Annotated in this window: 19 protein-coding genes; 10 read left to right on the top strand and 9 right to left on the bottom strand. The window is 73.2% G+C overall.

The window, feature by feature from the left end:
• Positions 1-139 precede the first annotated feature (139 nt).
• From ACZ4W5_RS13495 to ACZ4W5_RS13485, 3 genes are all read left to right on the top strand, one after another.
• Complete coding sequence (locus tag ACZ4W5_RS13495; RefSeq protein ID WP_360235421.1) at positions 140-451, top strand: hypothetical protein; 312 nt, start codon at positions 140-142, stop codon at positions 449-451.
• Positions 448-1,101, top strand: a complete 654-nt coding sequence (locus ACZ4W5_RS13490) for an acyl-CoA thioesterase (RefSeq protein ID WP_465654342.1) — start codon at positions 448-450, stop codon at positions 1,099-1,101. The genes ACZ4W5_RS13495 and ACZ4W5_RS13490 overlap by 4 nt, the downstream gene beginning before the upstream one ends.
• Positions 1,102-1,499: 398 nt before the next feature.
• Positions 1,500-1,895, top strand: a complete 396-nt coding sequence (locus ACZ4W5_RS13485) for a DUF2267 domain-containing protein (protein WP_360235427.1) — start codon at positions 1,500-1,502, stop codon at positions 1,893-1,895.
• A gap of 7 nt (positions 1,896-1,902) precedes the next feature.
• Here the strand turns inward: ACZ4W5_RS13485 and manA are convergent, their stop codons facing one another.
• The 7 genes from manA to ACZ4W5_RS13450 form a co-directional block, all read right to left on the bottom strand.
• Positions 1,903-3,099, bottom strand: a complete 1,197-nt coding sequence (gene manA, locus ACZ4W5_RS13480; RefSeq protein WP_465654340.1) for a mannose-6-phosphate isomerase, class I — start codon at positions 3,097-3,099, stop codon at positions 1,903-1,905.
• Between the two features lie 20 nt (positions 3,100-3,119).
• Positions 3,120-4,046: an ROK family protein gene (locus ACZ4W5_RS13475; protein WP_465654338.1), complete on the bottom strand. Its 927-nt coding sequence runs from the start codon at positions 4,044-4,046 to the stop codon at positions 3,120-3,122.
• A gap of 67 nt (positions 4,047-4,113) precedes the next feature.
• Positions 4,114-7,209, bottom strand: coding sequence for an alpha-mannosidase (locus ACZ4W5_RS13470; RefSeq protein WP_465654336.1), 3,096 nt, complete (start codon positions 7,207-7,209; stop codon positions 4,114-4,116).
• An 86-nt stretch (positions 7,210-7,295) separates the two neighbouring features.
• On the bottom strand, positions 7,296-8,579 hold the full coding sequence (locus ACZ4W5_RS13465) for a glycoside hydrolase 5 family protein (protein WP_465654399.1): 1,284 nt from the start codon (positions 8,577-8,579) through the stop codon (positions 7,296-7,298).
• A gap of 66 nt (positions 8,580-8,645) precedes the next feature.
• Positions 8,646-9,563 carry a carbohydrate ABC transporter permease gene (locus ACZ4W5_RS13460; protein ID WP_465654334.1) on the bottom strand — a complete coding sequence of 306 codons (918 nt, stop codon included), beginning with the start codon at positions 9,561-9,563 and terminating at the stop codon, positions 8,646-8,648.
• Positions 9,564-9,567: 4 nt separating this feature from the next.
• Positions 9,568-10,440: a carbohydrate ABC transporter permease gene (locus tag ACZ4W5_RS13455; RefSeq protein ID WP_360235445.1), complete on the bottom strand. Its 873-nt coding sequence runs from the start codon at positions 10,438-10,440 to the stop codon at positions 9,568-9,570.
• Positions 10,441-10,678: 238 nt separating this feature from the next.
• Positions 10,679-11,968, bottom strand: coding sequence for an ABC transporter substrate-binding protein (locus ACZ4W5_RS13450; protein WP_360235448.1), 1,290 nt, complete (start codon positions 11,966-11,968; stop codon positions 10,679-10,681).
• Positions 11,969-12,099: 131 nt separating this feature from the next.
• Here ACZ4W5_RS13450 and ACZ4W5_RS13445 point away from each other — a divergent pair, with 131 nt between their 5' ends.
• The 5 genes from ACZ4W5_RS13445 to ACZ4W5_RS13425 all read left to right on the top strand — a co-directional run bounded on the left by ACZ4W5_RS13445 (position 12,100) and on the right by ACZ4W5_RS13425 (position 21,455).
• Positions 12,100-13,125 (top strand): LacI family DNA-binding transcriptional regulator, encoded by a 1,026-nt coding sequence (locus ACZ4W5_RS13445; protein WP_465654331.1) that lies wholly within the window; start codon positions 12,100-12,102, stop codon positions 13,123-13,125.
• 202 nt (positions 13,126-13,327) lie between these two features.
• Positions 13,328-15,781 carry an endo-beta-N-acetylglucosaminidase gene (locus ACZ4W5_RS13440; RefSeq protein ID WP_465654329.1) on the top strand — a complete coding sequence of 818 codons (2,454 nt, stop codon included), beginning with the start codon at positions 13,328-13,330 and terminating at the stop codon, positions 15,779-15,781.
• Positions 15,782-15,824: 43 nt separating this feature from the next.
• Positions 15,825-20,030, top strand: a complete 4,206-nt coding sequence (locus tag ACZ4W5_RS13435; RefSeq protein WP_465654327.1) for a glycoside hydrolase family 38 N-terminal domain-containing protein — start codon at positions 15,825-15,827, stop codon at positions 20,028-20,030.
• Positions 20,027-20,722 (top strand): DUF7158 domain-containing protein, encoded by a 696-nt coding sequence (locus ACZ4W5_RS13430; protein ID WP_465654325.1) that lies wholly within the window; start codon positions 20,027-20,029, stop codon positions 20,720-20,722. Before ACZ4W5_RS13435 ends, ACZ4W5_RS13430 begins: the two co-directional genes overlap by 4 nt.
• A gap of 73 nt (positions 20,723-20,795) precedes the next feature.
• The gene (locus ACZ4W5_RS13425) at positions 20,796-21,455 is read left to right on the top strand and encodes an HAD family hydrolase (protein WP_465654323.1); all 660 of its coding nucleotides are present in this window, start codon (positions 20,796-20,798) and stop codon (positions 21,453-21,455) included.
• On the opposite strand, the gene ACZ4W5_RS13420 is transcribed toward ACZ4W5_RS13425, so the two are convergent.
• Complete coding sequence (locus ACZ4W5_RS13420) at positions 21,436-22,707, bottom strand: transcriptional regulator (RefSeq protein ID WP_465654321.1); 1,272 nt, start codon at positions 22,705-22,707, stop codon at positions 21,436-21,438. The genes ACZ4W5_RS13425 and ACZ4W5_RS13420 overlap by 20 nt on opposite strands.
• A 188-nt stretch (positions 22,708-22,895) precedes the next feature.
• Between ACZ4W5_RS13420 and ACZ4W5_RS13415 the strand changes: the two genes are divergently transcribed.
• On the top strand, positions 22,896-23,411 hold the full coding sequence (locus tag ACZ4W5_RS13415) for an ATP-binding protein (protein WP_465654319.1): 516 nt from the start codon (positions 22,896-22,898) through the stop codon (positions 23,409-23,411).
• Positions 23,412-24,042: 631 nt separating this feature from the next.
• Here the strand turns inward: ACZ4W5_RS13415 and ACZ4W5_RS13410 are convergent.
• Positions 24,043-24,633, bottom strand: a complete 591-nt coding sequence (locus tag ACZ4W5_RS13410) for a TetR/AcrR family transcriptional regulator (RefSeq protein ID WP_465654317.1) — start codon at positions 24,631-24,633, stop codon at positions 24,043-24,045.
• Between the two features lie 115 nt (positions 24,634-24,748).
• Between ACZ4W5_RS13410 and ACZ4W5_RS13405 the strand changes: the two genes are divergently transcribed.
• Positions 24,749-26,155, top strand: coding sequence for an amidase (locus ACZ4W5_RS13405; RefSeq protein ID WP_465654315.1), 1,407 nt, complete (start codon positions 24,749-24,751; stop codon positions 26,153-26,155).

The raw sequence follows: 26,155 nt of genomic DNA, 5'->3' as shown, positions 1-26,155 counted from the left end.
CCCGTCAGCGTCCGAAAACCATCTGCGGACCTGCGCCGACTGGGATAGCGTCGAAGCCGTCGGGGGGCCGACACCGATCAGGTGTATTCGAACGTCAGCTACCGGGCCGTAATGGCCCGAATTGGTCCTGGAGAAAAGCATGCGGAATTCCCCGGAGGAAAGCCGGTCGGACGTCATCGACGATCTGCAGCTCGCGGTCGACTCGCTGGCGGCCTTTCCGGCCCGGAATGCGGCCGGAACGGCGGACGTGACCGAACGGCTCGCGGCGGTCGCCGCGCTCTGCCGGTCGGTCGACACGGTGCTCGACAGCCTGGTCGTGCAGGCGGCCGCCGAGGCGGCCGAGGAGGGCTGGACCGCAGCCCGGATGGCGGCCGAACAGTCCGGCTACTACGCCAGGTTGCAGCGGGCGCTGCTCCCCTCCGCTGCCGTCGCCGGGCTGACGGAGCAGTGAGCGCCCTGCACCCGGGCGTGCACGTGCTGTCCTGCTCCACCCGGTGGAGCGACGTCGACGAGAACGGGCACATCAACAACGCCAGGCTGGTCGGCTACGTCCAGGAGGGGATTTACGACCTGTTCCGCCACCACGCGACCGCCGTCCGGCAATCGCTGTTCCCGTCCGGATTCATTATCGCCCGGCACGAGATCGATTACCTGGAACAGTTGCACCACCGCCCCGAGCCTTTGTCGGTGCGGCTGACGGTGGAACGGCTCGGGCGGAGTTCCGCCCACATCGAGGTGAATGTCTGCCGGGAACCGCTCACATTTATGCGGGCGCGGACCGTGGTGGTCGCGCGGGACCGGGAAACCGGGCGTTCGCGCAAACTCAGCCAGAACGAGCGGCGCTTTCTGGCGGCGTTTATGTCGGTCTCGGCGGCCGGCTCGGTGCTGGACACGGCGCGTGGCGACCGCGGGGCTGTCGGCGCTGCTGCCGCTGCGGCTGCTGGGTCTGCTGGGTCTGCCACGGCTGCTGGGGCGGCTCGGAGGCAGGCGCCGGTGCAGGGCTCGGAGCCGGCCCCGGTGCGCTGGGTGCCGGTCCGGTCCGGTGGCGGGGTGGGCTCGCCGCGCGGCCCGCGTCGGCGGTGCCGCGCCTCGGCGAGCTGAACCGCCCGCCGAACCGCCTCCTGAACCGCCTACCGACCGGTGGGCTCCCGTGCCGGTGACGGCACGGGCCGGCGGCGTGATCGACAACGGCGTCGATCCGTCCGTCCGGCCCTCCCGGCCGGTTCTCGCCGGCCCTCCCCGCCCGGCCCAGCGCGGCCGGCCCATCCCGCCCAGCCCCTGCCGTCCGGCTTCCTCCGCACCGCCCGGGTACGGCGCCAGGGTTCCGTTCGGGACCACCGCCCCCACCCGCAGCGGCGGGTCCGCCCGGTCCGGAGCGCAGTACGCTGAGCAACACGGGAACCGGTACGTCCCCCGGCGGTCACGGGCCGCGACCAGCAGCCTCCCTGGCCCATCGGCCGCCGACCCGGCCCGGTCCCGCCGACCGGAAGGAGGACGCGATGACCATCTCCTGGGAGGACTTCCGCGCCCGCGTCGTGGAGCGCGGCGAGTACCGGGGCGAGGCGGAGGCGGACCACGCCATCCGGGTCGTGCTCGGCCTGCTGGGCGAGCACCTGGTGGGCGGTGAGCGCGGTGAGCTCGCCGCGGCGCTGCCCGAGACGTACGCCTCGCTGCTCCGGGACGCCCGGCCCGCCGCCGAGCCGTTGACCGCCGAGCGCTTCGTGGAGGCCGTGGTGGGCTGGATCGACGGCGCCACGACCGCGACCGCCCAGTGGGACATCGGGGCGGTGCTGAGCACCCTGGCCGATCTCGTCCCGGGGGAGCTGGTGGACCGGGTGGTCGAGCAGCTGCCGGACGGCTACGACCTGCTCTTCGGCCACCCGCTGCGGGCCTGAGGACGCGCTAGCGGCCGGTGGTGGCCCGGAACAGCTCGGCGCCCGGCCCGGTCAGCTCGACCGGCCCGGCGCCCGGGCGCAGGTAGGCCGAGGCACCCCGGGGCAGGTCGAGGCCGGGGTGCCCGGGGGCGTGCAGCCGGGCCCGGCCGGCGGTGCAGAGCAGGATCTGCGGGGTGGGCAGCTCGATCCGGACGGGGGCGGCCGCCGGGTGCAGCCGGGCGAGTCGGAACTCCTCGGCAGGGGACGGGAATTCGTCCTCGACGGCGGTCAGCGGGCGGGCCTCCAGGACGGACGGCCGGGCGGCCCGGAAGTCGGTGACGGCCAGCAGCCCGGCCACGTCGACGTGCTTGCCGGTGAGTCCGCAGCGCAGCACGTTGTCCGAGTTGGCCATCAACTCGACGCCCACGCCCCGGAGGTACGCGTGCGGCACCCCGGCGGCGAGGTACAGCGCCTGGCCGGCGCCGAGCCGGACGTGGTTGAGCAGCAGCGCGGCGAGCAGGCCCGGGTCGCCGGGGTATTCCTCGGCGAGCCGGGCGTAGGCCGCGCAGGTGTCCGCATGGGGTCCGCCGGAGGCCGCGGTACGGCGCAGCGCCCCGGCCACGGCGGCGAGTTGGGCGGCGTCGGCGCCCAGCGCCCGGCGCAGCAGCGCGGGCAGTGCCTCGGCGGCGGGCCGCTCGCGCAGGGCGGCCGCCCAGGGGGCGAGCACACCGAGGGCGTCCAGTAGCCGGGCGGTGTCGGCCGCCGGACGGAAGCCGCAGAGGGCCTCGAAGTCGCAGAGGGCTTCGAAGTCGCCGAGGGCGCAGAGCAGTTCGGGCTTGTGGGAGCGGTCCTTGTAGACCCGCTCCGGGGCGGTGAGCGGGATGCCCCGGGCCTGTTCGGCGGCGTACCCGGCCTCGGCCTGGGCGCGGGTCGGGTGGACCTGCAGGGAGAGCGCCCGGTCGGCGGCCAGCACCTTGAACAGGAAGGGCAGTTCCGGGCCGAAGCGCCGTACGGTGTCCGGCCCGAGCAGGCCGTCCGGGTCGGCGGCGATCAGCGCGTCGAGTGACCGGCCGCCGGCCCGGGAGGGTGCGCTGGGGTGGGCGCCCATCCACAGTTCGGCCTGCGGGGTGCCGTCGGGGGCGGTGCCGGTGAGGGCGGGGATGGCGGTGGGGGAGCCCCAGGGGTAGTGGCGGACCGGGTTGTTTAGCAGGGCGTAGGGCGGCATGCCAGGGTCTCCCGGGGCTGTCAGCGGCAGAGCGCGGCGGCGCCGATCAGCCCGGCGTCGGTGCCGAGCTCGGCGCGGCGCACGTCCAGGCCTCGGACGTAGGACAGGGCGGCGTAGCGGTCCAGGTGGCGGGCGAGCGGGGCGAAGAGCACCTCCCCGGCGGTGGCGACGCCGCCGCCGACCACCACCCGGTGGAGGTCGACCAGGGCGGCGGTGGCGGCGATCCCGGCGGCCAGTGCCTGGGCGGCCCGGTCGAAGGAGGCCAGCGCGACCGGGTCGCCCACGGCGGCGGAGGCGGCCACGGCGCGGGCGGTGGCGTCCTCGCCGGGCGGGCGCCAGCCCTCGGCGAGGGCCCGGCGGGCGATCGCGGTGCCGCTGGCCAGGCCCTCCAGGCAGCCGCGGGAGCCGCACGGGCAGGGCTCGCCGTCCAGGTCGACGGTGATGTGGCCGAGGTGGCCGGCGTTGCCGCTGGGGCCGGGGCGGACGGCGCCGTCCAGCACCAGTCCGGCGCCGACGCCGGTGGACACCACCAGGCAGAGCGCGTTGGCGGCGCCCCGGGCGGCGCCCTGCCAGTGCTCGGCGGCGGCCATCGCGACGCCGTCGCCCGCCAGCCGGACCGGGAGTCCGGCCACGGCCGGGTGCGCGGCGACCTCGGCGACCAGCGGGAAGCCGCGCCAGCCGGGGATGTTGACCGGGCTGACGGTGCCGTCGGCGAGGTCGACCGGGCCGGCGCTGCCGATGCCGAGGGCCGTCACGGCGGCCCAGTCGGGGGTGCCGGCCAGCTGGTCCAGCACCTTGTGCACCACGGCGAGCACGGCCGGGCCCGGCTCCCGGGCGGGGGTGGGCAGCTGCAGCCGGTGCCGCAGTCGGCCGGCGCCGTCGACCAGGGCCCCGGCGATCTTGGTGCCGCCGACGTCGAGGGCGGCGAACAGGGGGGTGAGCGGCATGGCGGGCTCCCGGAGGGGTCGGCGGCGCCCCGGCCGGGCGGGCCGGGGCGCCTTCACCGTACGTCGGTCAGCGGGCGGCGCTGAGGCGCAGCGTGACCAGTTCGAACGGGCGCAGCGCCAGGTGCACCGCGCCGTCCTCGACCGTCACCTCGCCGCGGGTGCCGTCCCAGGGCCGTTCCAGCAGGTCGCAGGGGACGGCGCCGGCCAGCGGGAAGGAGGTGGTGAGCCGGCCCCGGGCCCGGCCGCCGCCGGCCTCGTAGAGCCGGACGACCAGGTCGCCGCTGCGGTCGTCGGCGAGCTTGACGGCGCTGACCACCAGGGCGTCGTGGTCCACCTGGACCAGTGGCGCGACCCGCTCGGCGGTGCCGGTGACCCGGCGCTCGGGCAGGCCGATCCGGTAGCCCTCGCGGACGGCGTCGCCGATCGCGGCGCCGGGGACCAGCGCGTGCCGGAAGCGGTGCAGGCCCTGGTCGGTCTTCGGGTCGGGGAAGCGCGGGGCACGCAGCAGCGAGAAGCGGACCGTGGTGGTGGTGCCGCCGTCGTCGGCGCGCACGGCGCGGGTGACGTCGTGGCCGTAGGTGGAGGCGGTCACCAGCGCGACGCCCCAGCCGGGCTCGTCCAGGTGGACGAAGCGGTGGTTGCAGGCCTCGAACTTGGCGGCGTCCCAGCTGGTGTTGGTGTGGGTGGGCCGGTAGAGGTGGCCGAACTGGGTCTCGGCGGCGTACCTCTCGGTGTGGACGTCGAGCGGGAAGGCGGCCTTGAGGAACTTCTCGGTCTCGTGCCAGTCGACCTCGGTGTCGATGTCGAGCCGCTGCTCGCCCGCGTGCAGGGTGAGGGTCTGGACGACGGTGGAGGAGCCGAAGGAGCGGGCGATCCGGACCTCGGCCCGGCCGTCGGTGGCTGTGGCGGTGAGGGAGTCGACGCCGGTCAGGTCGGTGACGGTGTTGCGGTAGAACTGGTCCACGTCCCAGGCGTCCCACATGTTGGGGAAGTCGGGGTGCAGCTGGAGCAGGTTGGCCCGGCTGCCGGGGGCGACGGTCTCCCGGCCGGTGGCCAGCTCGACCGCCGAGGCGATCAGGCCGTCGGCGTCGACCACCACCTCCAGCAGGCCGTTGCGCAGGGTGAACCCGCCGCCGTCGAGCGGAGTGACCGTGGCGGCCGGCGCGTCCGTGGCGGCCGGGGCGTCCGTGGCGTCCGTGGCGGCGAGGGCCGCGCCGCCCGCCGGGACGGCCGAACGGGCGTGCGGGGCGGCGTTGAACACCAACTCCCGTCCACCGTCCGCCGGTCCGGCCAGCGCCCGCTGGGCCGCGTCGATCAGCTCCTCCAACTCCCGCGCCAGCGCGGCGTAGGTGGCCTCGGCCTCGCGGTGCACCCAGGCGATCGAGGAGCCGGGCAGGATGTCGTGGAACTGGTGCAGCAGCACCGTCTTCCAGATCCGGTCCAGCTGCTCGTACGGGTAGGCGTACGGCTGCTCGGCGTCGGTGTGCAGCGCGCCTGCGCGCAACGCGGCCGTGGCGCACCAGAGTTCGGCCTCGCGCAGCAGGTTCTCGCTGCGCCGGTTGCCCTGCTTGGTCTTCGCCTGGCTGGTCAGGGTGGCCCGGTGCAGTTCCAGGTAGAGCTCGCCGACCCAGACCGGCGGGTTCGGGTACTCGGCCTCGGCCTTGGCGAAGAACTCGGCGGGGTTCTCCCAGCGGACGGTGGCCGAGCCCTCCAAGTCCCGCAGCCGGGCGGCCTTGCCGACCATCTCACGGGTCGTCCCGCCCCCGCCGTCGCCCCAGCCGGTCGGGGCGATCGAGTGCCGGGCCACGCCCTTGTCCTTGAAGTTCCTCGCCGCGTGGGCGATCTCGCTGCCCTTCATGGAGCAGTTGTAGGTGTCCACGGGCGGGAAGTGGGTGAAGATGCGAGTCCCGTCGATGCCCTCCCAGAGGAAGGTGTGGTGCGGGAACCTGTTCACCTGGCTCCAGGAGATCTTCTGGGTCAGCAGCCACTTGGAGCCGGCGTTGCGGATGATCTGCGGCAGGCCGCCGGTGAAGCCGAAGGTGTCGGGCAGCCAGGCCTCGTGGTTCTCGACCCCGAACTCCTCCAGGAAGAACCGCTTGCCGTACACGAACTGCCGGGCCATCGCCTCCGAGCTCGGCATGTTGGTGTCGGACTCCACCCACATGCCGCCGGCCGGGACGAACCGGCCCTCGGCGACCGCCTTGCGCACCCGGGCGTACACCTCCGGGCGGTGCTCCTTGATCCAGGCGTACTGCTGCGCCTGGGACATGGTGTAGCGGAACTCCGGCTCGTCCTCCAACAGGGCGGTCATGTTGGCGGTGGTCCGGGCGACCTTGCGCACCGTCTCGCGCAGCGGCCACAGCCAGGCGGAGTCGATGTGGGCGTGGCCGATCGCGCTGATCCGGTGCGCGGACGGCACGGCGGGCGCGGCCAGGACCGCGGTCAGCTCCGAACGGGCCGCGGCGGCGGTGCCGTTGACGTCCTGGAGGTCGATCGCGTCCAGCGCCCGCTCGACCGCGCGCAGCACCTCCCAGCGGCGGGCGCCGTCCACCGGGAGCTCGGCCATCAGCTCGCCGAGCACCTCCAGGTCCAGCGACAGCTGCCAGACGGTGTCGTCGAAGACGGCGAGGTCCATCCGGGCGAGCCTGTACTGCGGCTGGTCGCCGGCCGTCTCCCTGTCGCCCAACTCGGTGGGCAGGAAGGGGTGGTAGTCCAGGATCACCGGGTTGGCGGCGGCCTCGACGTGCAGCAGCACCTGTTCGCCGCCGGCCGCCGGGGCGGCGATCCGCACCCACTGGTTGCGCGGGTTGAGGCCCTTCACCGGGCTGCCGTCCGGGCGGTAGACCAGGCCCTCGCACTGGAAGCCGGGCATGTTGGCGTCGAAGCCGAGGTCGATCAGCGCCTCGACCGTCCGGCCGGCCCAGGCCTGCGGCACCGTGCCGGACACCGTCAGCCAACTGGTGCCCCAGGGCGCGCCCCAGGCGTCGCCGACGGCGATCGGGGTGCGCGGCGCGGCCAGGCCCTCGGCGACCGGGACGGGCTCGCCGGGGGCGGTCCAGATACCGACCTCCAGCGGGACGGACTCCGGGTAGACGGCCGGGAGGATGCGCTCCTCCAGGACGCGCTTGAGGCGGGACTCGACGAGGGTGCGGTCATCGTGCATGTCGGCAGGCTCCGTTGCGTGCGTGCGTGCGGGAGGGCGGTTGCAGAGGCGGGCGGTGGCGGGGAGGTCGGTCGTAGGGGCGGCGGCTACGGAGAACGTACGTCGGCGGGGTGGACCACCTCGGTGATGCCGCGCGCGGCCAGGTGCGCCGCGTCCCCGGCGCGTTCGGCGAGCACGGCGGTCGGGCGGGCGCCGGCCTCGGCGAGGCGCATGAAGGCCTCGTACACCGGGCCACCGGGGCCGCAGTCCGCGCGGCGCGGGGAGGTGACCTCGTCGCCGGTGGCGACCACCACGGCGGTGCTGCGCGGCTTGGGCGGCTGCCAGCTGCGGCGGGCCTCGGCGGCGGCTTCGGCGAGCCGGGCGCCGGCCGGCTTGACCGTCCGGTCGGTGGTCAACAGGCCGAGGCTGTACTCCAGTTCGGGGAAGTCGGCGAGCGAGCGGTCCACGTCGTGGGAGCACCACCAGGTGACGCCCCAGAGGTCCGGGCAGTCCAGCACGGCCTCGACGGTGGCGGCGGTGAAACGGGCCGCGTCGGCGGCGGTGATGTGCGGGGCGGGCGCGCCGACCTCCTGCAGCCAGACCGGGCGGGCCGGGTCCTCGGCCCAGGCCTTGGACAGCTCGACCAGGTACGCGGCGTGCTGGGTGGTGGCGGTGGAGTGGGCGCCGTAGCGCTGGGCGGTGCCGTTGAAGACCCAGGAGTGCACGGCGGTGGCGCCGCCGAGGCGGGCCGAGTGCCAGGGCGTGAAGGGGTGCTCGTCCAGGTACCAGGCCGCGTCGTAGGAGGCGTGCAGGTGCAGCCGCCCGGGCGCGCCCTCCTCGCAGGCGGCGAGCATCCGGCCCAGCCAGGCCTCGGCCTCGGCGGGGGTGCACCGGTCCGGGTCGGGGTGCGGGGCGCCGGAGAACTGGTTGATCTCGTTGCCGAGCGTCATCCCGAGGAAGTTCGGCCGCTCGCGCAGCGCTCCGGCGAGGGTGCGCAGGTAGGCGGCCTGGCCGTCCAGGACCTCGGGGTCGGTGAACAGGTTGCGGCGGTGCCAGGTCCGCGTCCAGGCGGGCAGGAAGTCGAAGCTGGACAGGTGGCCCTGGAGGCCGTCCACCGCGACGTCCAGGCCGCGTTCGCCGGCCGCGTCGACGAGTGCGGTCAGCTGATCGACGGCGCGCGGGCGGATCAGGGTGCGGTTGGGCTGGAACAGCGGCCAGAGCGGGAAGACCCGGACGTGGTCCAGGCCGAGGGCGGCGACCGAGTCGAGGTCGGCGCGCACGGCGTCCAGGTCGAAGTCCAGCCAGTGGTGGAACCAGCCCTTGCTGGGGGTGTAGTTGACGCCGAAGCGCGGGGCCTGCGGGGTGGTGGTCGCAGTGATCGCGGTGGTCATGGTGGTCACGGGAGGGCTACCTCAACTGGTTCGGGGCGTACGGACGGTGTTGTCGTCCTCGGGGGCTCAGCCCTTGACGGCTCCCTCCTCGACGCCCTGGAAGAAGAAGCGCTGGCAGACGGCGAACACCACGACGATCGGCAGGAAGGCGATCATGGTGCCGGCCGCGATCAGCCGGGGATTGGCGGAGAAGGTGCCGTTGAGGTACTGGAGCCCGACGGTCAGGGTGTACTTCTGCGGGTCGTTGAGCACGATCAGCGGCCAGAGGAAGTCGTCCCAGGCGCCGATGAAGGTGAAGATGACGATCACGCTGAGCATGCCGCGCACGTTCGGCAGGCCGATGTGCCACAGCCGCTGCCAGACGTTGGCGCCGTCCACCAGTGCCGCCTGGTCGAGTTCGGCCGGTACGGCGGCGAAGGCGGTGCGCATCAGCAGGACGTTGAGCATCGCGATCGCCCCGGGCAGGGCCACCCCGGCCAGGGTGTCGGCCAGGCCGAGGCCGCGCACCAGCACGTACTGGGAGACGATGGTGACCTCGCCGGGCAGCACCAGGGTGGCCAGGAAGAGGCCGAGGAGCAGCCGGGCGCCGCGGAACCGCAGCCGGGCGAGGGCGTAGCCGGCCAGGGTGCAGCCGACCACGTTGCCGGTGATGCAGACGGCGGCGACGGTCAGCGAGTTGAGGGCGTACGTCCACACCGGGATGGTGTCGGCGACGGTGCCGAAGTTGCCCAGGGTGGGCTGGTCGGGCAGGAAGCTCGGGGTGCGGGTGTAGACGTCCTCGGTGGGGCCCTTGAGGGCGGTGGACAGCTGCCAGAGGAAGGGGCCGATGACCAGTAGCAGCACGAGCAGCAGGAGCAGGTAGCGGGCGGCGGTCTGCCCGCGGGAGGGGGTGTTGAAGCCGCGGGCGGGCCCGGTGCGGCGGGCGGGGCCGGAGCTGCGGGCGGGTTCGGGGCTGAGGGTGGGTTCGGAGCCGAGGGTGGTCACGGGTTCAGGCCGCCTTCCGGTTCAGCCGCATCAGGAACAGCATCGGGCCGAGGGTGACCACGAACAGCAGCAGGCTGAGCGCGGAGGCGTAGCCCAGATGGCCGTTGAAACCGCGGCTGTACATCTGGATCAGCATCACCACCGACATGTCGCGGCCGCCGGGGCCGCCGAGTCCGTTGGAGAGCACGTACAGCTCGGAGAAGACGCGCAGCGAACTCACCGAGATGAGCGCGGAGATGAGCACCATGGTCGGGCGCACCCCCGGCAGGGTGATGTGCCAGAAGCGGCGCAGCGGGCTCGCGCCGTCCACGGCCGCCGCCTCGTGCAGCTCGTGCGGGACGTTGGCGAGGGCGGAGAGGTAGATGACCATGTAGTAGCCGAGCCCCTTCCAGACGGTCAGGGCGATCGCGCTGAACAGCAGCAGCCAGCGGTCGGTGAGGAAGGGGACCGGGGAGTCGGCCAGGCCGCCCTCCTGGAGCAGGCCGTTGACCAGGCCCCGGTCGTCCAGCACCCAGCCCCAGATCAGCGCCACCACGACGGCGGAGGCGATCACCGGGGTGTAGAAGGCGGTGCGGAAGAAGGTGATGCCGGGGATCCGGCGCTGGACCAGCAGGGCGAGCAGCAGCGGCAGGACGGTCAGCAGGGGGAGGCAGACCAGCATGAACACGATGCTGTTGAGCAGGGCGTCGGCGAGCTGGGTGTCGTCCAGCAGCCGGCCGTAGTTCTCCAGGCCGGTGAACCGGCCGCCGCCGATGGGCTTGGCGTTGGTGAAGGAGAGGATCACCGTGTTGACGGCCGGCCAGAGGTTGAACACGGCCAGCCAGAGTATCGCGGGGCCGGCGAGCAGCCAGGGAGTGAACCAGCGCCGGTGGGTCATGCGGATGCCTTCCTGGGGCTGGGCCTTCCGGGGCCCGGGCGGTACGGGCCCCGGGAAAGGTACGAGACCCGGGGCGGCGGGTGTGGGGGAGGACCCGCCGCTTCGCCAGCGGGTGGGGACGGGACTGCGGGACTTCGGGACTTCGGGACGTCGGGACGTCGGGACGTCGGGACGTCGGGACTGCGGGACTTCGGGACTTCGGGACGTCGGGACTGCGGGACTGCGGGGCGGCGTGGGGTCAGCCCTTGAGCAGCTTGTCGCACTGCTCCACGGCGGTGTCCAGGGCCTGCTTGGAGCTGCTCTGGCCGCTGATGGCGAGGGCGAACTGCTGCTTGACCACGGTGCCCATCGCGTCGTCCACCTCGACCGGCTGGATCAGCTCGGCCTTGGCGAGCGAGGTGAAGGCGATCACCTTGGCGTCGCCGGCGTTGGTGCCGTCGCTCTGGCTGAAGAACGGGTCGTTGGCGGAGGCCTTGGTGGACGGGAACACGCTGGTCAGGTGGGCGAAGGCGGCCTGGTTCTCCGGGCTGGTGACCCAGCGGGCCAGGGCGACCGCGGCGGCCGGGTTCTTGGTGTTCTTCGGGATGGACAGGCCCTGGACGTACAGCGGCGGGGTGCCCATCGCGGGGGAGGGGACGACCTTGGGCGCCAGGGTGGGGTTGTCGGTGGCGAGGCTGGTGATGAAGTTGCCGCCGCCGGTGGTCCAGGCCGCGGTGCCGGCGCTGAACAGCTTGGAGTTGCCGGCGTAGGTGTCGGTGAGCACCCCGTTCGGCATCAGGCCCTCCTTGAAGGCGTCGCGGTACTTGTCGAGCAGCGCGGCGGCCTCCGGGGTGTTGAAGGTGAAGGACTTGCCGTCGTCGGCCATGATCTTGACGCCGATGTTGTAGAGGTCGCCGAGGCCGGGCTTGCGGCTCATCAGGTAGGCCTGGCCGCCCGACTTCTCCTTCATCACCCGGGCCTGGGCGATCAGCTCGTCCAGGCTGGTCGGGGGCTTCTTCGGGTCCAGGCCGTTCTTCGTGAGGAGGTCCGAACTCCAGTAGTTCACATCGGTGTTGAGGTACCAGGGGTAGCCGAAGGTGCCCTGGTAGCCGTGGTAGCGGTAGGCGTTCACGCCGCCGGCCACGTACTCGTCCGCGAGCTTGGGGTCGGCCTTGGCGACGTCCAGCAGGACGTCCTTCTTGGCGAGCGGGAAGGCGAAGTCCGGCGGGAGGTTGACCACGTCGGGCAGGGTGCCGGAGGCGGCCTGGCTGAGCACCTTGTCGGAGTAGCCCTCGCCGGGCTGGTCCAGCCACTCGACCTCGACGCCGGGGTACTTCTTCTTGAAGCCGTCGAGCACGCCCTGCATGTAGTCGGTGAACTTGGGCTTGAGCGCCCAGGTCTGGATCGAGACCTTGCCCTTGACCTCACCGGTGGCGGCCGCACTCGCCACGTTGTCGCTGCTCTTGGTGTCTCCGGAGCCGAGTCCGCAGCCGGTGAGGGCCGCCGCGGTGAGGGCCGTGCTGGTCAGTGCCGCCCAGATTCTTCGCATGAGGGTCTCCCGGTGGTCCTGGGTTCTGGGATGGGTGGTGGTGTTCAGAACCTGCTTAACTAAACCGGTCTAGCTCTGGCAGGGACTATGCTCCCGCCTAAACTTGACTGTCAAGAGAGGAGTCGGATCCTGTGGGCAGACCGACGATCGCCGACATCGCGCGCCAGGCCGGCGTCTCCAAGGGCGCGGTCTCCTTCGCGCTCAACGGCCGCCCCGGTGTCAGCGAGGCGACCAGGGACCGGATCCTGCGGGTCGCCGAGGAGATGAACTGGCGCCCGCACAGCGCCGCCCGCGCCCTCGGCGGCGCCCGCTCCGACGCCGTCGGCCTGGTGATCGCCCGCCCGGCCCGCACCATCGGCGTCGAGCCGTTCTTCAGCCAGCTGCTCTCCGGCCTCCAGGCCGTGCTCTCGGCCAGCTCGGTCGCCCTGCACCTGATGGTGGTCGAGGACACCGCCGCCGAGATGGAGGTCTACCGGCGCTGGGCCTCCGAGCACCGGGTGGACGGGTTCATCGTGGTGGACCTCCAGGTCAAGGACCCGCGGCTGCCCGTCCTGGACGAACTCGGGCTGCCCGCCGTCGTCCTGGGCGGGCCCGGCAAGGGCGGCAACCAGCTGCGGATCTGGGCCGACGACCGCGCGGCGATGCTCTCCATCGTCGACTACCTGGCCGCCATCGGGCACCGCCGGATCGCCCACCTCGCCGGGCTGCCGCACTTCCAGCACACCCAGCGCCGGATCCGCGCGCTGCGCGACGCCTCCCGCCGGCTCGGCCTGGAGGAGGCGCTGTCGGTGCCCACCGACTTCAGCGACGCCGAGGGCGCGGCGGCCACCCGCACCCTGCTCTCCCGGCCCGGGCGGCCCACCGCGATCGTCTACGACAGCGACGTGATGGCCGTCGCCGGGCTGGGCGTGGCCGGGGAGATGGGCGTCTCGGTGCCCGGGGAGCTGTCCATCGTCTCCTTCGACGACTCGGTGCTCGCCCGGATCGTCCACCCGCCGCTGACCGCGCTCAGCCGGGACACCTTCGCGCTCGGCGAGCAGGTCGCGCGCAGCCTGCTGGAGGCGCTGGACGGCGCCGGGCCCGGCCGGGACCTCCAGATGCCGACGCCCCGGCTGACCGTGCGGGAGTCCACCTCGCCGCCGGGCGGCGGTTCCTGACCCCGTCGGGTGGTTGTTGTCCGGGTCGTTGACACCCGTTCTGAACCGGTTTAGCCTCGCTGCGCCGAGAGGGTCCGCTCCTGCTGCCCGCTCCTCCGGCCTCCGGCTCCCCTCGGTTCAGCACCGGCACGCCCGCATGCGGCCGGCCCCCGTCCGCGACGGCGGGCCCGCCCCCACCCCTCCGCCCGATCGGAGCCCCCGCATGTCACGACGCCTACCCCTGCTGCTCAGCGCGGTCCTCGCGACGGCCGCACTCACGGCCACCCCCGCCGCCTGGGCCGCACCCGTGACGGCCGCAGCCCCGCCGCCCGCAGCCACCGCCGGCCCGGGCAGCCAGCCGTACGCCTCCTACTGGTACCCCAGTACGATCCTCAACTGGGACCCGGCCACCGACCCGGACGCCCGGTTCAACCGCTCCCGCGTCCCGCTCCAGCCGCGCACCAGCGACCCGGCCCTGGCCGCCAACCCCAACGCCCGGGCCGGGGAGGGGAAGATCGCCTCGCTGGTCTCCTTCGGCCCCACCTCCAACAACCCCTCCCAGGGCTCCGCCGACCCCAACTACTACGCCTTCGGCTACTGGCAGTACGTCGACAAGCTGGTGTTCTGGGGCGGTTCGGCCGGTGAGGGCCTGATCCTCGCGCCCAACCCGACCGTGATCGACGCCGCCCACCGCAACGGCGTCAAGGTCTACGGCACCGTCTTCTTCCCGCCCGCCGCGTACGGCGGCCAGCTCCAGTGGGTGCGCGACTTCGTCCAGAAGTCCGGCAGCCGCTACCCCGTCGCCGACAAGCTCGCCCAGGCCGCCCAGTACTACGGCTTCGACGGCTGGTTCATCAACCAGGAGACCGGCGGCGGTGATGCGGGCCTGGCCACCGAGCTGCGCGATCTGATGCAGTACACCAAGGCACAGAGCAGCACCGAGTTCATGTGGTACGACGCGATGACCAGCTCCGGCGCGGTCGACTGGCAGAACGCCCTCACCTCTGCCAACTCGCCGTTCCTGCAAGATGGTTCGAAGAGAACCTCGGACTCGATGTTCCTCAACTTCGGCTGGACGTCCGACGGCCTGGACTCCTCCCGCACCCTGGCCCGGCAACTCGGGCGCAGCGAGTACGAGTTGTACTCCGGAATCGACACCGAGGCGAACGGCTACAACACCTCCGTCGACTGGAACACCCTCTTCCCCTCTGGGCAGCCGCACACCACCTCACTCGGCCTCTACCGCCCCGAGTGGACCTGGAAGTCCGCCACCGACCGGGCCGACTTCTACGCCAAGGACGCCCGCTACTGGGTCGGCGCCAACAACGACCCGTCCGAGGTCGACCTCTCCTCCGGGTGGCCCGGCCTGGCGGGCTACGTCGCCGAGTCCTCGTCGATCACCGCCAAGCCCTTCGTCACCAACTTCGATACCGGCCAGGGCGACTTCTACAACGCGGCCGGCACCCGGGTCGCCACCGGCGGCTGGAACAACCTCTCGCTGCAGGACGTCCCGCCGACCTACCGCTGGGTGGTCGACTCCGCCGGCAGCAAGCTCAGCCCGTCCGTCGACTTCACCGACGCCTACCAGGGCGGCTCCTCGCTGCGGCTGACCGGCACCCTGGACGCCACCAACACCGTCCGGCTCTACCAGACCCGCCTGCCGGTCGCCGCGAACAGCAAGCTCGACCTGGTGGTCAAGACCCCGGCCGCCGGCCCGACCAGGCTCAAGGCCGCGGTCTCCTTCACCGACGCCCCGGGCAGCTTCACCACCGTGGACGTCGGCAGCAACACCGGGACGGGCTGGGAGCGGCACACCCTCGACCTCTCCCGGTACGCCGGCCGCACCGTCGCCCAGCTCGCCCTCCAAGTCGCCGGCAACGACCCGGCCTACGACCTGCGGGTCGGCCAAGTCGCCCTCTACGACGGATCGGTGGAGACCCCGGCCGCGCCGAGCGGGCTGACCGTCCTCGGTGCGAGTGACGTGACGGCCGGCGCGAGCCAGTCGCTGCGGCTGTCCTGGACGGCGGCCTCCGGCGGCAACGTCCACCACTACGAGGTGTACCGGCGCAACCCGGACGGCAGCCGGACCTTCCTGGGGGCCACCCCCAACGACGCCTACTTCGTCGGGCGGCTGGACCGGGCGGGCACCGAGGCCGCCACCACGCTGGACGTGGAAGCGGTCTCCACCACCTACGGGCACTCGGCCGTCGCCTCCACCACCGTGGGCTGGAACGGCACCCCGCCGACGGGCTCGACGAACCTCGCGCTCAACCGCCCCGCCACCGCCTCCGGCCAGTGCAACGCCAACGAGGGCCCGGCCAAGGCCGTCAACGGCAGCGTCAGCGGCGGCACGAGTGACAAGTGGTGCACGCTGACGGCCGCCAAGTGGCTGGAGGTGGACCTCGGTTCGGCGAAGAAGCTGAACAGGTTCGTGGTCAAGCACGCCCAGGCGGGCGGCGAGAGCGCCGTGTACAACACCCGGGACTTCTCCGTCCAGACCCGCGCGAAGAGCACCGACCCGTGGACGACGGTCGCCACCGTGACCGGCAACACCGCGGGCACCACCACCCACCCGGTGGACACCACCGCCCGCTACGTCCGGCTGGTCGTCACCAAGCCCACCCAGAACGGCGATCCGGCGGCCCGGATCTATGAGTTCGAGGCCTGGGGCCAGTAGGCGTCCGTACCGCGTAGGCCTCCGTACCGAAAGGACCACCCCCGTGCCGGTCACCACCATCACCGCCGTAGAGAGCACCGACCTGTTCGTCGGCCCCGAGGAGGCCCCGCGCCAGATCCTGCGGGTCACGGTCGAGGGGCCGGCCGCCCCGATCACCGTCAGTGGGACGGGCGTCCGCGGCGAGGCGAGCGGCACGGGGCCGGTCGAAGTCCCCCTGGAGATCACCGGAGCGGCCGTGGGCGCCCAACTGCCCGTCACCGTAAGGGCGGCGACGAGCGAGGCGACCGGCGTCGTGGAGGTCGCCGAGCCCGGCTGGACGATGTTCCTGGTCTCCCACTTCCACTACGACCCGGTCTGGTGGAACACCCAGGCCGCCTACACCTCGCCGTGGGAGCTGCTCGGCGCCGACGCCACCACCCGGCCGCTCTGGGAGCGCAACGGCTTCGCCCTCGTCGACGCCCACCTCGACCTGGCCCTGCGGGACCCGGTGTACAAGTTCGTGCTGGCCGAGGTCGACTACCTGAAACCGTACTTCGACCAGCACCCGGAGCGGCGCGCGGTGCTCCGGACATTGCTGGAGCGCGGGCAGGTCGAGCTCGTCGGCGGCACCTACAACGAGCCCAACACCAACCTCACCGGCGCCGAGACGACCATCCGCAACATCGTCCACGGCATCGGCTACCAGCGCGACATCCTCGGCGGCGACCCGCAAACCGCCTGGCAGCTCGACGTGTTCGGGCACGACCCGCAGTTCCCCGGCCACCTCGCCGCGGCCGGCCTCACCGGCAGCGCCTGGGCCCGCGGGCCGTTCCACCAGTGGGGCCCGATCCAGAAGAACTTCCGCCAGGGCAAGGACGACGCCCGGGTGATGCAGTTCCCCAGCGAGTTCGAGTGGATCGCGCCCGGAGGGGAGGGCGTGCTCACCCACTACATGCCGCACCACTACTCGGCCGGCTGGTGGATGGACTCCTCGCCCGACCTCGCCACCGCCGAACAGGCCGTGTACGAGCTGTACCGCAAGCTCAAGCCGGTCGGGGCGACCAGGAACCTGCTGCTGCCGGTGGGCACGGACTACACCCCGCCGAACAAGTGGGTCACCGCGATCCACCGTTCCTGGGCCGAGAAGTACCTGTGGCCGCGCTTCGTCTGCGCGACCCCGCGGGACTTCCTGGACGCCGTGCGGGCCGAACTCGCCGCCACCGGGCGCCGACCCAGCCCGCAGACCCGCGACATGAACCCGGTGTACACCGGCAAGGACGTCTCCTACATCGACACCAAGCAGGCCCAGCGGGCGGGCGAGGTCGCGGCGGTGGACGCGGAGAAGCTCGCCGCGCTGGCCGTCGTCAACGGGCTCGGGGCCTACCCCGCTGCCGCGCTCGACAAGGTGTGGCGCCAACTCGCCTACGGGGCGCACCACGACGCGATCACGGGGAGCGAGTCGGACCAGGTGTACCTGGACCTGCTGGGCGGCTGGCGGGAGGCGTACGACCTGGCCACGGCCGTCCGGGACGCGGCGCTGGACGCGCTGACGGCGCGGATCGCCACGGCGGGCGTCGGTTCGGCGGGAGCGGAGGCGGGGGCCTCGGTCGTGGTGACCAATACGCTGTCCTTCGACCGGACGGACCTGGTGTCGGTCGAACTCCCCTCCGGTGCCGGGCCGGTGCGGATCCTGGACGAGGCCGGCGCGCCGGTGCCGAGCGCCGTCGACCGGGGCGTGCTGCGGTTCCTGGCCGCCGACGTGCCCGCGCTCGGCTGGCGCACCTGGCGGCTGGTTGGCGGCGAGCCCTCGGCCCCGGCCTGGGTCGAGGCCGAGGGTGCGGTGATCGCCAACGAGCGGTACCGGGTGACGGCCGACCCGGCGCGTGGCGGCGGGCTCCGCTCGGTCTACGACCTGCTGCACGAACGGGAGTTGATCCAGGAGGGCCGGATCGGCAACGAACTGCGGGTGTACGAGGAGTACCCGCAGCACCCGGACTTCGGCGAGGGCCCGTGGCACCTGGTGCCGAGCGGGCCGGTGGTCGGCTCTGGGGATCGCACCGGTTCCGTGCGCCGCGAGACCGGCCCGCTCGGCGAGCGGCTGGTGATCGGCGGGACGGTCGACGGCCTGCGCTACGAGCAGACGGTCACGCTGTGGCGCGGGCTGGACCGGGTCGACTGCCGTACCAGGGTGGTCGACTACTCCGGCGCCGACCGGCTGCTGCGACTGCGCTTCCCGGTGGACGTCCCCGGCGGGCTGCCGGTCAGCGAGGTCGCCGGGGCGGTCGTCGGGCGCGGCTTCGCGCTGCCGGACGTGGACTCGGCGGAGGCGCCGTGGACGCTGGACAACCCGGCCAACACCTGGTTCGGGCTGGGCGCCACCGCACGGGTGGAGCTCACCGACCCGGCGGGGGCGGTCATCGGCTCGCGCGCGCTCGGCGTGGCCGAGGTGGTGGTGCCGACCTTGGACGCGGCCGCCGACGCCCGCCCGCTGGTGGTCGCGCTCGCCCGGGTCGGGGTCACCGCCACCACCTCGGGGGCGGACTGGGCGCGGTACGGCTGGCTGGACGTCGACTCCAACCTGCCGGACTTCCGGATCATCGTCGGTGGTCCGGAAGTCAACGACGCGGCAAGGGAGTTGGTCGAGCGCTCGGGCGAGGAGTACGCGGCCGTGCTCAAGGCGCACGGCGCGGTGTGGGTACCCGCGCTGACACCGCTCGCCGAGGTGTGGCGGCCCGACGCGGACCTGCGGGACCTGCGCTCCCTGCCCGCACTGGTGGTCGCCGAGGTGCCGGCCCTGGTGGACGACCTCGCCGACGCCCGGATCACCGCCGTCTGCCCGATGCCGGTGTCGGACGAACTCGCCGACCACACCGTGGCGTTGCTCAGCTTCGGCCTGCCCGGCTTCGCGGTGGACACCACCGGGGCGCTGCACCTGTCGCTGATGCGCTCCTGCACCGGCTGGCCGTCCGGGGTGTGGATCGACCCGCCCCGGCGCACCCTGCCCGACGGAGCCTCCTTCCAACTCCAGCACTGGACGCATGAGTTCAGCTATGCGCTGGTGGGCGGCGACGGCGACTGGCGGGCGCAGACGCTGCCCGCGCAGGGCCAGGAGTTCAACCACCCGCTGTACGCGCGGATCGTGGCCGCGCCGCAGGACGGGCCGCTGCCCGCCACCCTGTCCTGGCTGCGGGTCGAGCCGCAGCGCGAGGTGCTGCTCGGCGCGCTCAAGCCGGCCGGGAACCCGATCGCCCACGGCTCCGCGGCGCCCGTCCGGCCCGAGCTGACCGTGCGGCTGGTCGAATCCACCGGCCTCGGGCGGACGGCCGGGCTGGGTGGTGCACTCGGGCTGACCGATCTGCGGGCGGCCGACCTGCTGGAGCGCCCGCTCGGCCCGGCCGGGCTCGACCTGCCCGGCTCGGCCATCGCCACCCTGCTCGCCTCGCCCGGCGTCTCGGCCCGGGCCGGGGTCGCGGTGCTCGGCCCGGTCGCCGAACCCGCCCAGCCCGTCCACGCCCGCTACTGGCTGCACAACCGGGGCCCGGCGCCGCTCGGCTACCTGCCGGTGTCCGTCGGTGCCTCGCCCGGGCTGCTGCGGACGGCGGGGGAGCCGGTGACGCTCTCCGTCGCCCTCTCCTCCCAGCTGCGGGACGCCGCCGTCGAGGGCACGGCCGTGGTGCTGCCGCCGGAGGGCTGGGCAACCGGCCTCGGCAGCCGCCCGTACCGGCTCGCCCCCGACGGCCACCTGCGCTTCCCGGTCACCCTCACCCCGCCGGCGGACGCCCGGCCCGGGCTGCACTTCGCCGCCGTCCGGATCGAGCACGACGGGCAGCAGGTCGAGGACGTGGTCACCATCGCCGTCGGCGACCTCCCCGAGCTGTTGCCCGTCCCCGGGGACGCGCCCGAGGACTGGACGGCCGCCCAGGGCACCAAGGCGGTGACCGGCCGGGACACCGGGCTGTCCGTGGAGGCGTCGCACCAGACCCTGCGCGTGGCCCCCGGCGGGCGGGGCGTGCTCGGGCTCACCCTCACCAACCGGACGCGCGGCGAGATCCGGGGCGAGCTGCAACTGGTCTCGCCCTGGGGGACGTGGGAGGCCATCGCCGACCCGGTGCGCGGGTTCACCGTCCCGGCCGACTCGGCCGTCACCGTCGACTTCGCCGTCACCGCCCCCGAGTCGCTCGACCCGGGCGCGTACTGGGCCCTCGCCAAGGTCATGTGGTTCGGCCGCTGCCAGTACGCCCCCACCGTCGCCCTGGTGGTGGAGGGATGACCCTCGGCCTGCTCGACGGACGCCCCCTCCCGCGCACCACCCTCGACGCCCGGCTCGCCGCCCTGCGGGGTGGCCCGCGCTCCACCGCCCTTCCCCTGCCCGGCAGTTCGGAGGACCGCCAGCTCACCCGGTGGGTCGCCCAGGTGCTGCTGACCGAGGCCCTCTGCGAGACGGTCGCCGCCGAACGCGGCCTGCCCGTTGCCGCTTCCGGTCCGGCCCGCCTCGACCAACAGGCCGCCGTCGAGCTCGGCTCCATCACGGCGGCCGCCTACGAGGGCAGCGCGGCGGTCCGCGCCGTCTACGCGGCCGTGACCGCCGACATCGAGCCGTCCGCCGCCGACCTCGCCCACTACCGCACCCTGACCGCCCGCCCACCGGCCACCCGCTGGCACCTCGCTCTCCCCGACGGCGCCTTCGAGGCCGACCCCGACACCCTCCCGGAGGCCCTGGCCGAGGCGCTCCGCGCAGCCCCGCGGGGCGAGTGGGTCACCGTCGGCCCCTGGACAGCGATGCTCCTCGCCACCCTCACCGCCCCGCAGAACCCCGACCCCACCCCGGCCCTCCGCGAGGCCGCCCGCCGCGCGGAGTTCGTCCGCTGGCTCGACCACGAACGCGCCCAACGCCTCACCCTGGTACCGGGATTGGAGCACCCCGGCGACCCGGCCCAACCCGACAACCACCACCGCCACTGACCCGCCGGGTTGGTGCCCCTGCCGCGCCCGGCCCCCGGGCGCGGCAGGGGGGTGGCTTCGTTAGGCTGCCGCCATGATTCGTGCAGTGGTGTTCGATGTCGGCGAGTGCTTGGTGGACGAGACCCGGGAGTACGGTACCTGGGCGGATTGGCTGGGCGTGCCTCGGCACACCTTCGTCGCGCAGTTCGGCGCCGTGATCGCGGAGGGCCGCGACTACCGCGAGACGTTCCAGGTCTTCCGGCCGGGATTCGACCTGTACGAGGAGCGCGAGAAGCGGGCGGCAGCCGGTCAGCCCGAGACGTTCGGCGAGGACGACCTGTATGCCGACGTCCGACCGGCCCTCGCGCAGTTGAGGGCGGAGGGCCTCTGGCTCGCGATCGCGGGCAACCAGACGGTGCGGGCCGGCGCGATCCTGCGCCGGCTGTTCACGGACGACGTCGACCTGATCGGCACCTCCGACGACTGGGGCGCGAGCAAGCCGGATCCGGCGTTCTTCGAGCGCGTCGCGAAAGCGGTCCCGGCGCGACCGGAGGAGATCCTCTACGTCGGCGACCGCCTCGACAACGACGTACTTCCGGCTGCCCGGGCCGGGATGTGCACGGCACTGATCCGTCGGGGGCCGTGGGGCTGGATCCAGCAGCACGACCCCGCAGCCGATCGGGCGACCTTCCGGATCGACTCGCTCAGCGAGCTGGCGGAGCTGATCGCGAAGGCTAACGCTGGAGTGAACTGAGCGTTGCCGCCCAGGAGTAGAGGCGGTCGTCGACGCGGCGGACCGAGTCAGAGTCCTGCCAGCTCGCGAGCGCCCGGCGGGCCTCTCGGATGCGCTCCATTCCGGTGGCGTACCAGGTCGCGCCCAGCTGATCGAGTGCCTGCTCCAGCAGAGCGCATGCCGCATCAGGCCGTCGAGCGGCGGCCTCGACGGCTGCGAGGTCGCCGAGAACCACCACTCGCTGCTTGCCGGCCGTCTCGGGCAGATCCGCGAGCACCGCCTCAAGGGTGGTTCGGGCCTGGGGGATCAGGCCGGCTGCCAGCTCCGTGCTTCCCTTGAAGGCTGCCAGCCGGGTGGACGAGAACCAGGTGAACCACTCGGGGCTGCGGTGCTCGCCGCCCGTGCTCATGGTCTCCTCCGCCCGGCGCAGGATCGTCAGCGCTTGCCGGTGGTCGCCGCAGCGGGTCAGGCATTCCGCCTCCACGGCGTCGAGCCACGCCAGCAACTCTGCAGAGGCGGGTCCCCGCCGGGCGTACGTGCGGGCAGCCCGCATCCGCTCGGCGGTGTCCTCGCGGCGCCCCGCCCAGCCCGGGACGAACGCGGAGTGCCCGAGGATGGCCGCGCCGAGCAGCGGGTCATCGGCCTCACCTGCGGCTTGCAGGGCACGTACGAACGTGGCATCGGCGACCTCCGGCTGGCGGAGGTCGAAGAACTGGATCCGGCCCGCGAGGAGAAGGCTCTCCGCGAGGGCGGACGCGAGCACCCTTCGGGCGATGCCGTCGGTCTCGGCCAGCAGAGCCGCACCCAGGTTGGCGTGCTCGGCGACCGCCTGGTGCAGCGTGGCGGGCGGAACGCTCCAGTAGAGGCGTCGATGGGCCTCGGTGACCGCAGCGAAGTCCGCACCCACGGTCGGTGGCTGCGTCGCGGATGCAGCGGCCGGCCTCGGCAGCGCATGGGCGGCCGAAGGGCGACGGCCCGTGAGCGGCCGGGCCCCGTTCGGCCCCGGCCGGACGCTGTCGTCCCACGGCGCCCGGAACCCGAGGTCCTCGATCGGCAGGCGCAGGACGTAGGTGAGAAGCTGCTGGTGGTCATCGCGCGGCCAGGGCGGGTTGGGAGACTCCCACCGCCCGATCTGTTTGCGACTGACGACGATCTCCCCAAGGCCGAGCTGGCGGGCTGCGTCATGCAGGGCGGATGCGAGCGCCTGTTGGCTGGAGAGGCCGCGAGCCTGGCGGGCGGCCTTGAGAGCGGTGTTGCCGATGGACCGGGGCATGATGTCCTCCGAGCTGCTGATGCCACATCAACCATACGGCTGGCAGGGACGCATGCAAGACTCTCACTCGCCTCGTGAACGGTGAAAGGCTCTCAAAAGTCCCCCAGAGGTCGCACCAAGGGGGTTCAGGGGGCCTGGGTGAGAGCCGACGATTCCTACATCACCGCCTGGCGCGGAGCGACTACGGAATGTGGGATCACATGCCTGACATGGCACATCGAGGGCTCATCGTCAGCCCGCTCAAGACAGCTCGATTCCCCGTGCCGTTGGAGTGGGGTGTGCCGCCGGACGGTGCGGCGGTCCCGCCGGCACGGAGGTTGGTGTTGGAGATCGCGCGCGTCTGGGGCATGCCGTTCTCCGCAGAAGCACTACAAGAACTGGAGCTCTGCGCGAGTGAGGTGATCGCGAACGCGATGGAGCACGCGAAGGCGAGGTGTACGGTGACCGTTCGCCGAGTCGGCGAACGGCTGCGAGTCGAGGTCGAGGATCCCGTCCCGAACTTCGAACGCTGTGCAGCGGACCCGGAATCGACCAGTGGACGTGGGTTGATGCTGGTTGAGGCGCTTGCCGACGCTTGGGGCTGGCACCCGGCGGGGGAGGGCAAGGTCGTGTGGTTCGAGATCCTGGGAGCGTGTGAGGCGCAGGACCTCACGCACGGTTGGGGCTCGGCGTACGACCTCCTTTCGCCGCGGTCGGTGGCGTGATGCCCCCGCCGCCCAGGCGGTCCGCCGCGCCTCCGCCGGTGACACCTGAACTCGTCTGCACTTTCAGTGCGATGAGAAGTGCTGTCACTGCTGCCAGGCCGATGCGGTGGGCCCGTCTTCGCTGTCGGGGTGGTGGCCGGGTTCGTCGCAGGCCGAGATCGCTGGACGACACCGGTGGCGACGTATGGGCGATCGGGGAGCGCGGTTGCCGGCCCGCCGAGCAGTGTGCTCGGCGGGCCGGTGCGACTGTGACCACCCGCTGGCACCCCGGGAAGCCGCACGAAGGGCGGAGTTCGTCCGCTGGCTCGACCACGAACGGGCCCGACGCCTCACCCTGGTCGAGGGATTGGAGCACCCCGGCGACCCGGCCCAACCCGACAACCACCACCGCCACTGACCCGCCGGATCGAAGCCCCTGCCGCGCCCGGCCCCCGGCGCGGCAGGGGGGTGGCTTCGTTAGGCTGCCGCCATGATTCGTGCAGTGGTGTTCGACCGGGCGACTTTCCGGATCGACTCGCTCAGCGAGCTGGCGGAGTTGATCGCGAAGGCCAACGCTGGAGTGAACTGAGCGTTGCCGGCCAGGAGGACCCTGAACCGAAGTCCGTCGCGCGAGTGCGTGTGTCGGGCTCGCCTAGTCCCCGGCCCGAGCCCAGAGCCCGGCCAGGTGCGCGTGCAGGAGTTCCTCGGCCTCCGCCGCCGTGCGGTGGCCGACCAGCACGTGTCCGGTGAGTCCGTCGGCGAGGGCGAGCAGGGTGCGGGCCTCGCGCCGGGCGCCTTCGGCGTCGACGCCCGTCTCCTCGACCAGTCGGGCCAGCAGCCCTTCCAGGCCCGTGTAGCTGTTCCGGAGGCCGGCCGCCAGTGCCGGGTTGACGGCGGCCGCGGCGAGGAAGGCCAGCCAGATCCGTGCCTCCGCCCGGCGTTCGTCGCCCAGCAGCGCGACCTCGCCGACCACGTGGCCCACCGTGCTCGCGGCGGACTGTGCGGGGCTGCCCAGCACCCGGCCGTGTGCCCGTTCGGTGACGCGTTCGCCGATGTGGCCGAGGGCGAACTGCAGCATCTCCTCCTTGGTGCGGAAGCAGCGTTGGACGGCGCCCACCGAGACCTCGGCGCGGACGGCGACGTCCCGCAGGGTGACGCCCTCCAGCCCCTGTGCGTCGATCAGCGCGCACACCGCCTCGGCGATCCGTCGACGCCGCTCCTCGTGGTCCACCTGCTTGGGCATCCGCCACTCGCCTCCCAACCCGTTGTCCCGCCATCCCGTTATTCCGATGCGATCGTATCGGTTCCCCGGCTAAGGTTCCGATGCAACCGCATCGGAACACGTCAGGAGAGCCCCCATGTGGAAACTCCCCGCCACCGCCATCGCCGCCGCGGTCCGCAGCGGCGAGGTGTCCGCGCTCGAGGTGATGGACGCCCACCTCACCCGCATCGCCGAGGTCAACCCGCACGTCAACGCCGTCACCCAGGTCCTCGCCGACCGCGGCCGCGCCGCCGCCCGGGAGACCGACCGGCTCCGCGCCACCGGCGAGCGGCTCGGCCCGCTCGCCGGGGTGCCGTTCACGGTCAAGGAGTGCATCCGCATCGAGGGCGTCCCGACCACCTTCGGTACCCCGCGCTTCCGCGGGCTCACGGCTCCCGCCGACGCCATCCCGGTCGCCCGGCTGCGCGCCGCCGGGGCGATCCCGATCGGGCACAGCAACCTGCCCACCCTGATCCTGGCCGGGATGCACACCCGCAGCGAGCTGTACGGCGACACCCGTAACCCGTGGGACGCCACCCGCACCCCCGGTGGCAGCAGCGGCGGGGACGGCGTGGCGGTGGCCACCGGCATGGCCGCGCTCGGGCTCGGCAACGACTCCGGCGGCTCGCTCCGGATCCCGGCCGCCTTCTGCGGCGTCGCCGCGCTCAAGCCGACCACCGGCCGGTTCGCCGCCGACCAGCGCATGCTGGGCCCGGACGACCCCGGACCGGCCTCCCAACTGCTCGTCACCGACGGCCCGTTGGCGCGTACGGTGGCCGACCTGCGGCTCGCCTACGAGACCCTGGCCGGCCCCGACCCCCGGGACCCGCGCGCCGTACCCGCACCGCTGTACGGTGACCCGCTCGCCGGCAAGCCCAAGGTCGCCGTCGTCGCCGACCCGGGCAGCCACGGTGTCCACCCCACCGTCCGCCGCGCCGTCGAGGCCGCCGCCGAGGCCCTGCGCGACGCCGGGTACGAGGTCCGCGAGGTCCCCGACGTCCCCCGGCTGGACGAGGCCCTGGACGCCTACCTCCGGCTCACCCACACCGAGTTCGCCCCCAGTTGGCCCGCCGTACGGCAGTTGCTGGGCGAGGGCGGTGACCGCTTCATCGAGCTGGCCATGCGCAGCGCCCCGCCCGTCGACGCCCCTGGGCTGATCGCTCTGATGGGCACCTGGATGAACATCCGCCGCTCCTGGACGGAGTTCCTCGACGAGTACCCGCTGCTGCTGGGCCCGGTCTTCACCGAGCCGCCGGTCGAACCGGGTCTGGAGTCCCGGGACCAGGCGGGCCGGGACCGGTTCGGCGCGGCCAGGCGGCTCTGCTCGGTCACCAGCTTCGTCGGCGTCCCGGCCGTCGCCGTCCCCACCGGACTGGACGCCGACGGTCTGCCCACCGGCGTGCAACTCGTCGGGCGGCCGTTCCGCGAGGATCTCTGCCTGGCCGCCGCCCAGAACGTCGAGGACCGCCTCGGCACCCTCACCCCGATCGACCCGCGGCCCTGA

This window comes from Kitasatospora sp. NPDC029367, from assembly GCF_055569135.1.
The sequence above is the reverse complement of the archived record's forward strand: the minus strand, read 5'-3'. Positions and strand labels throughout refer to the sequence as shown.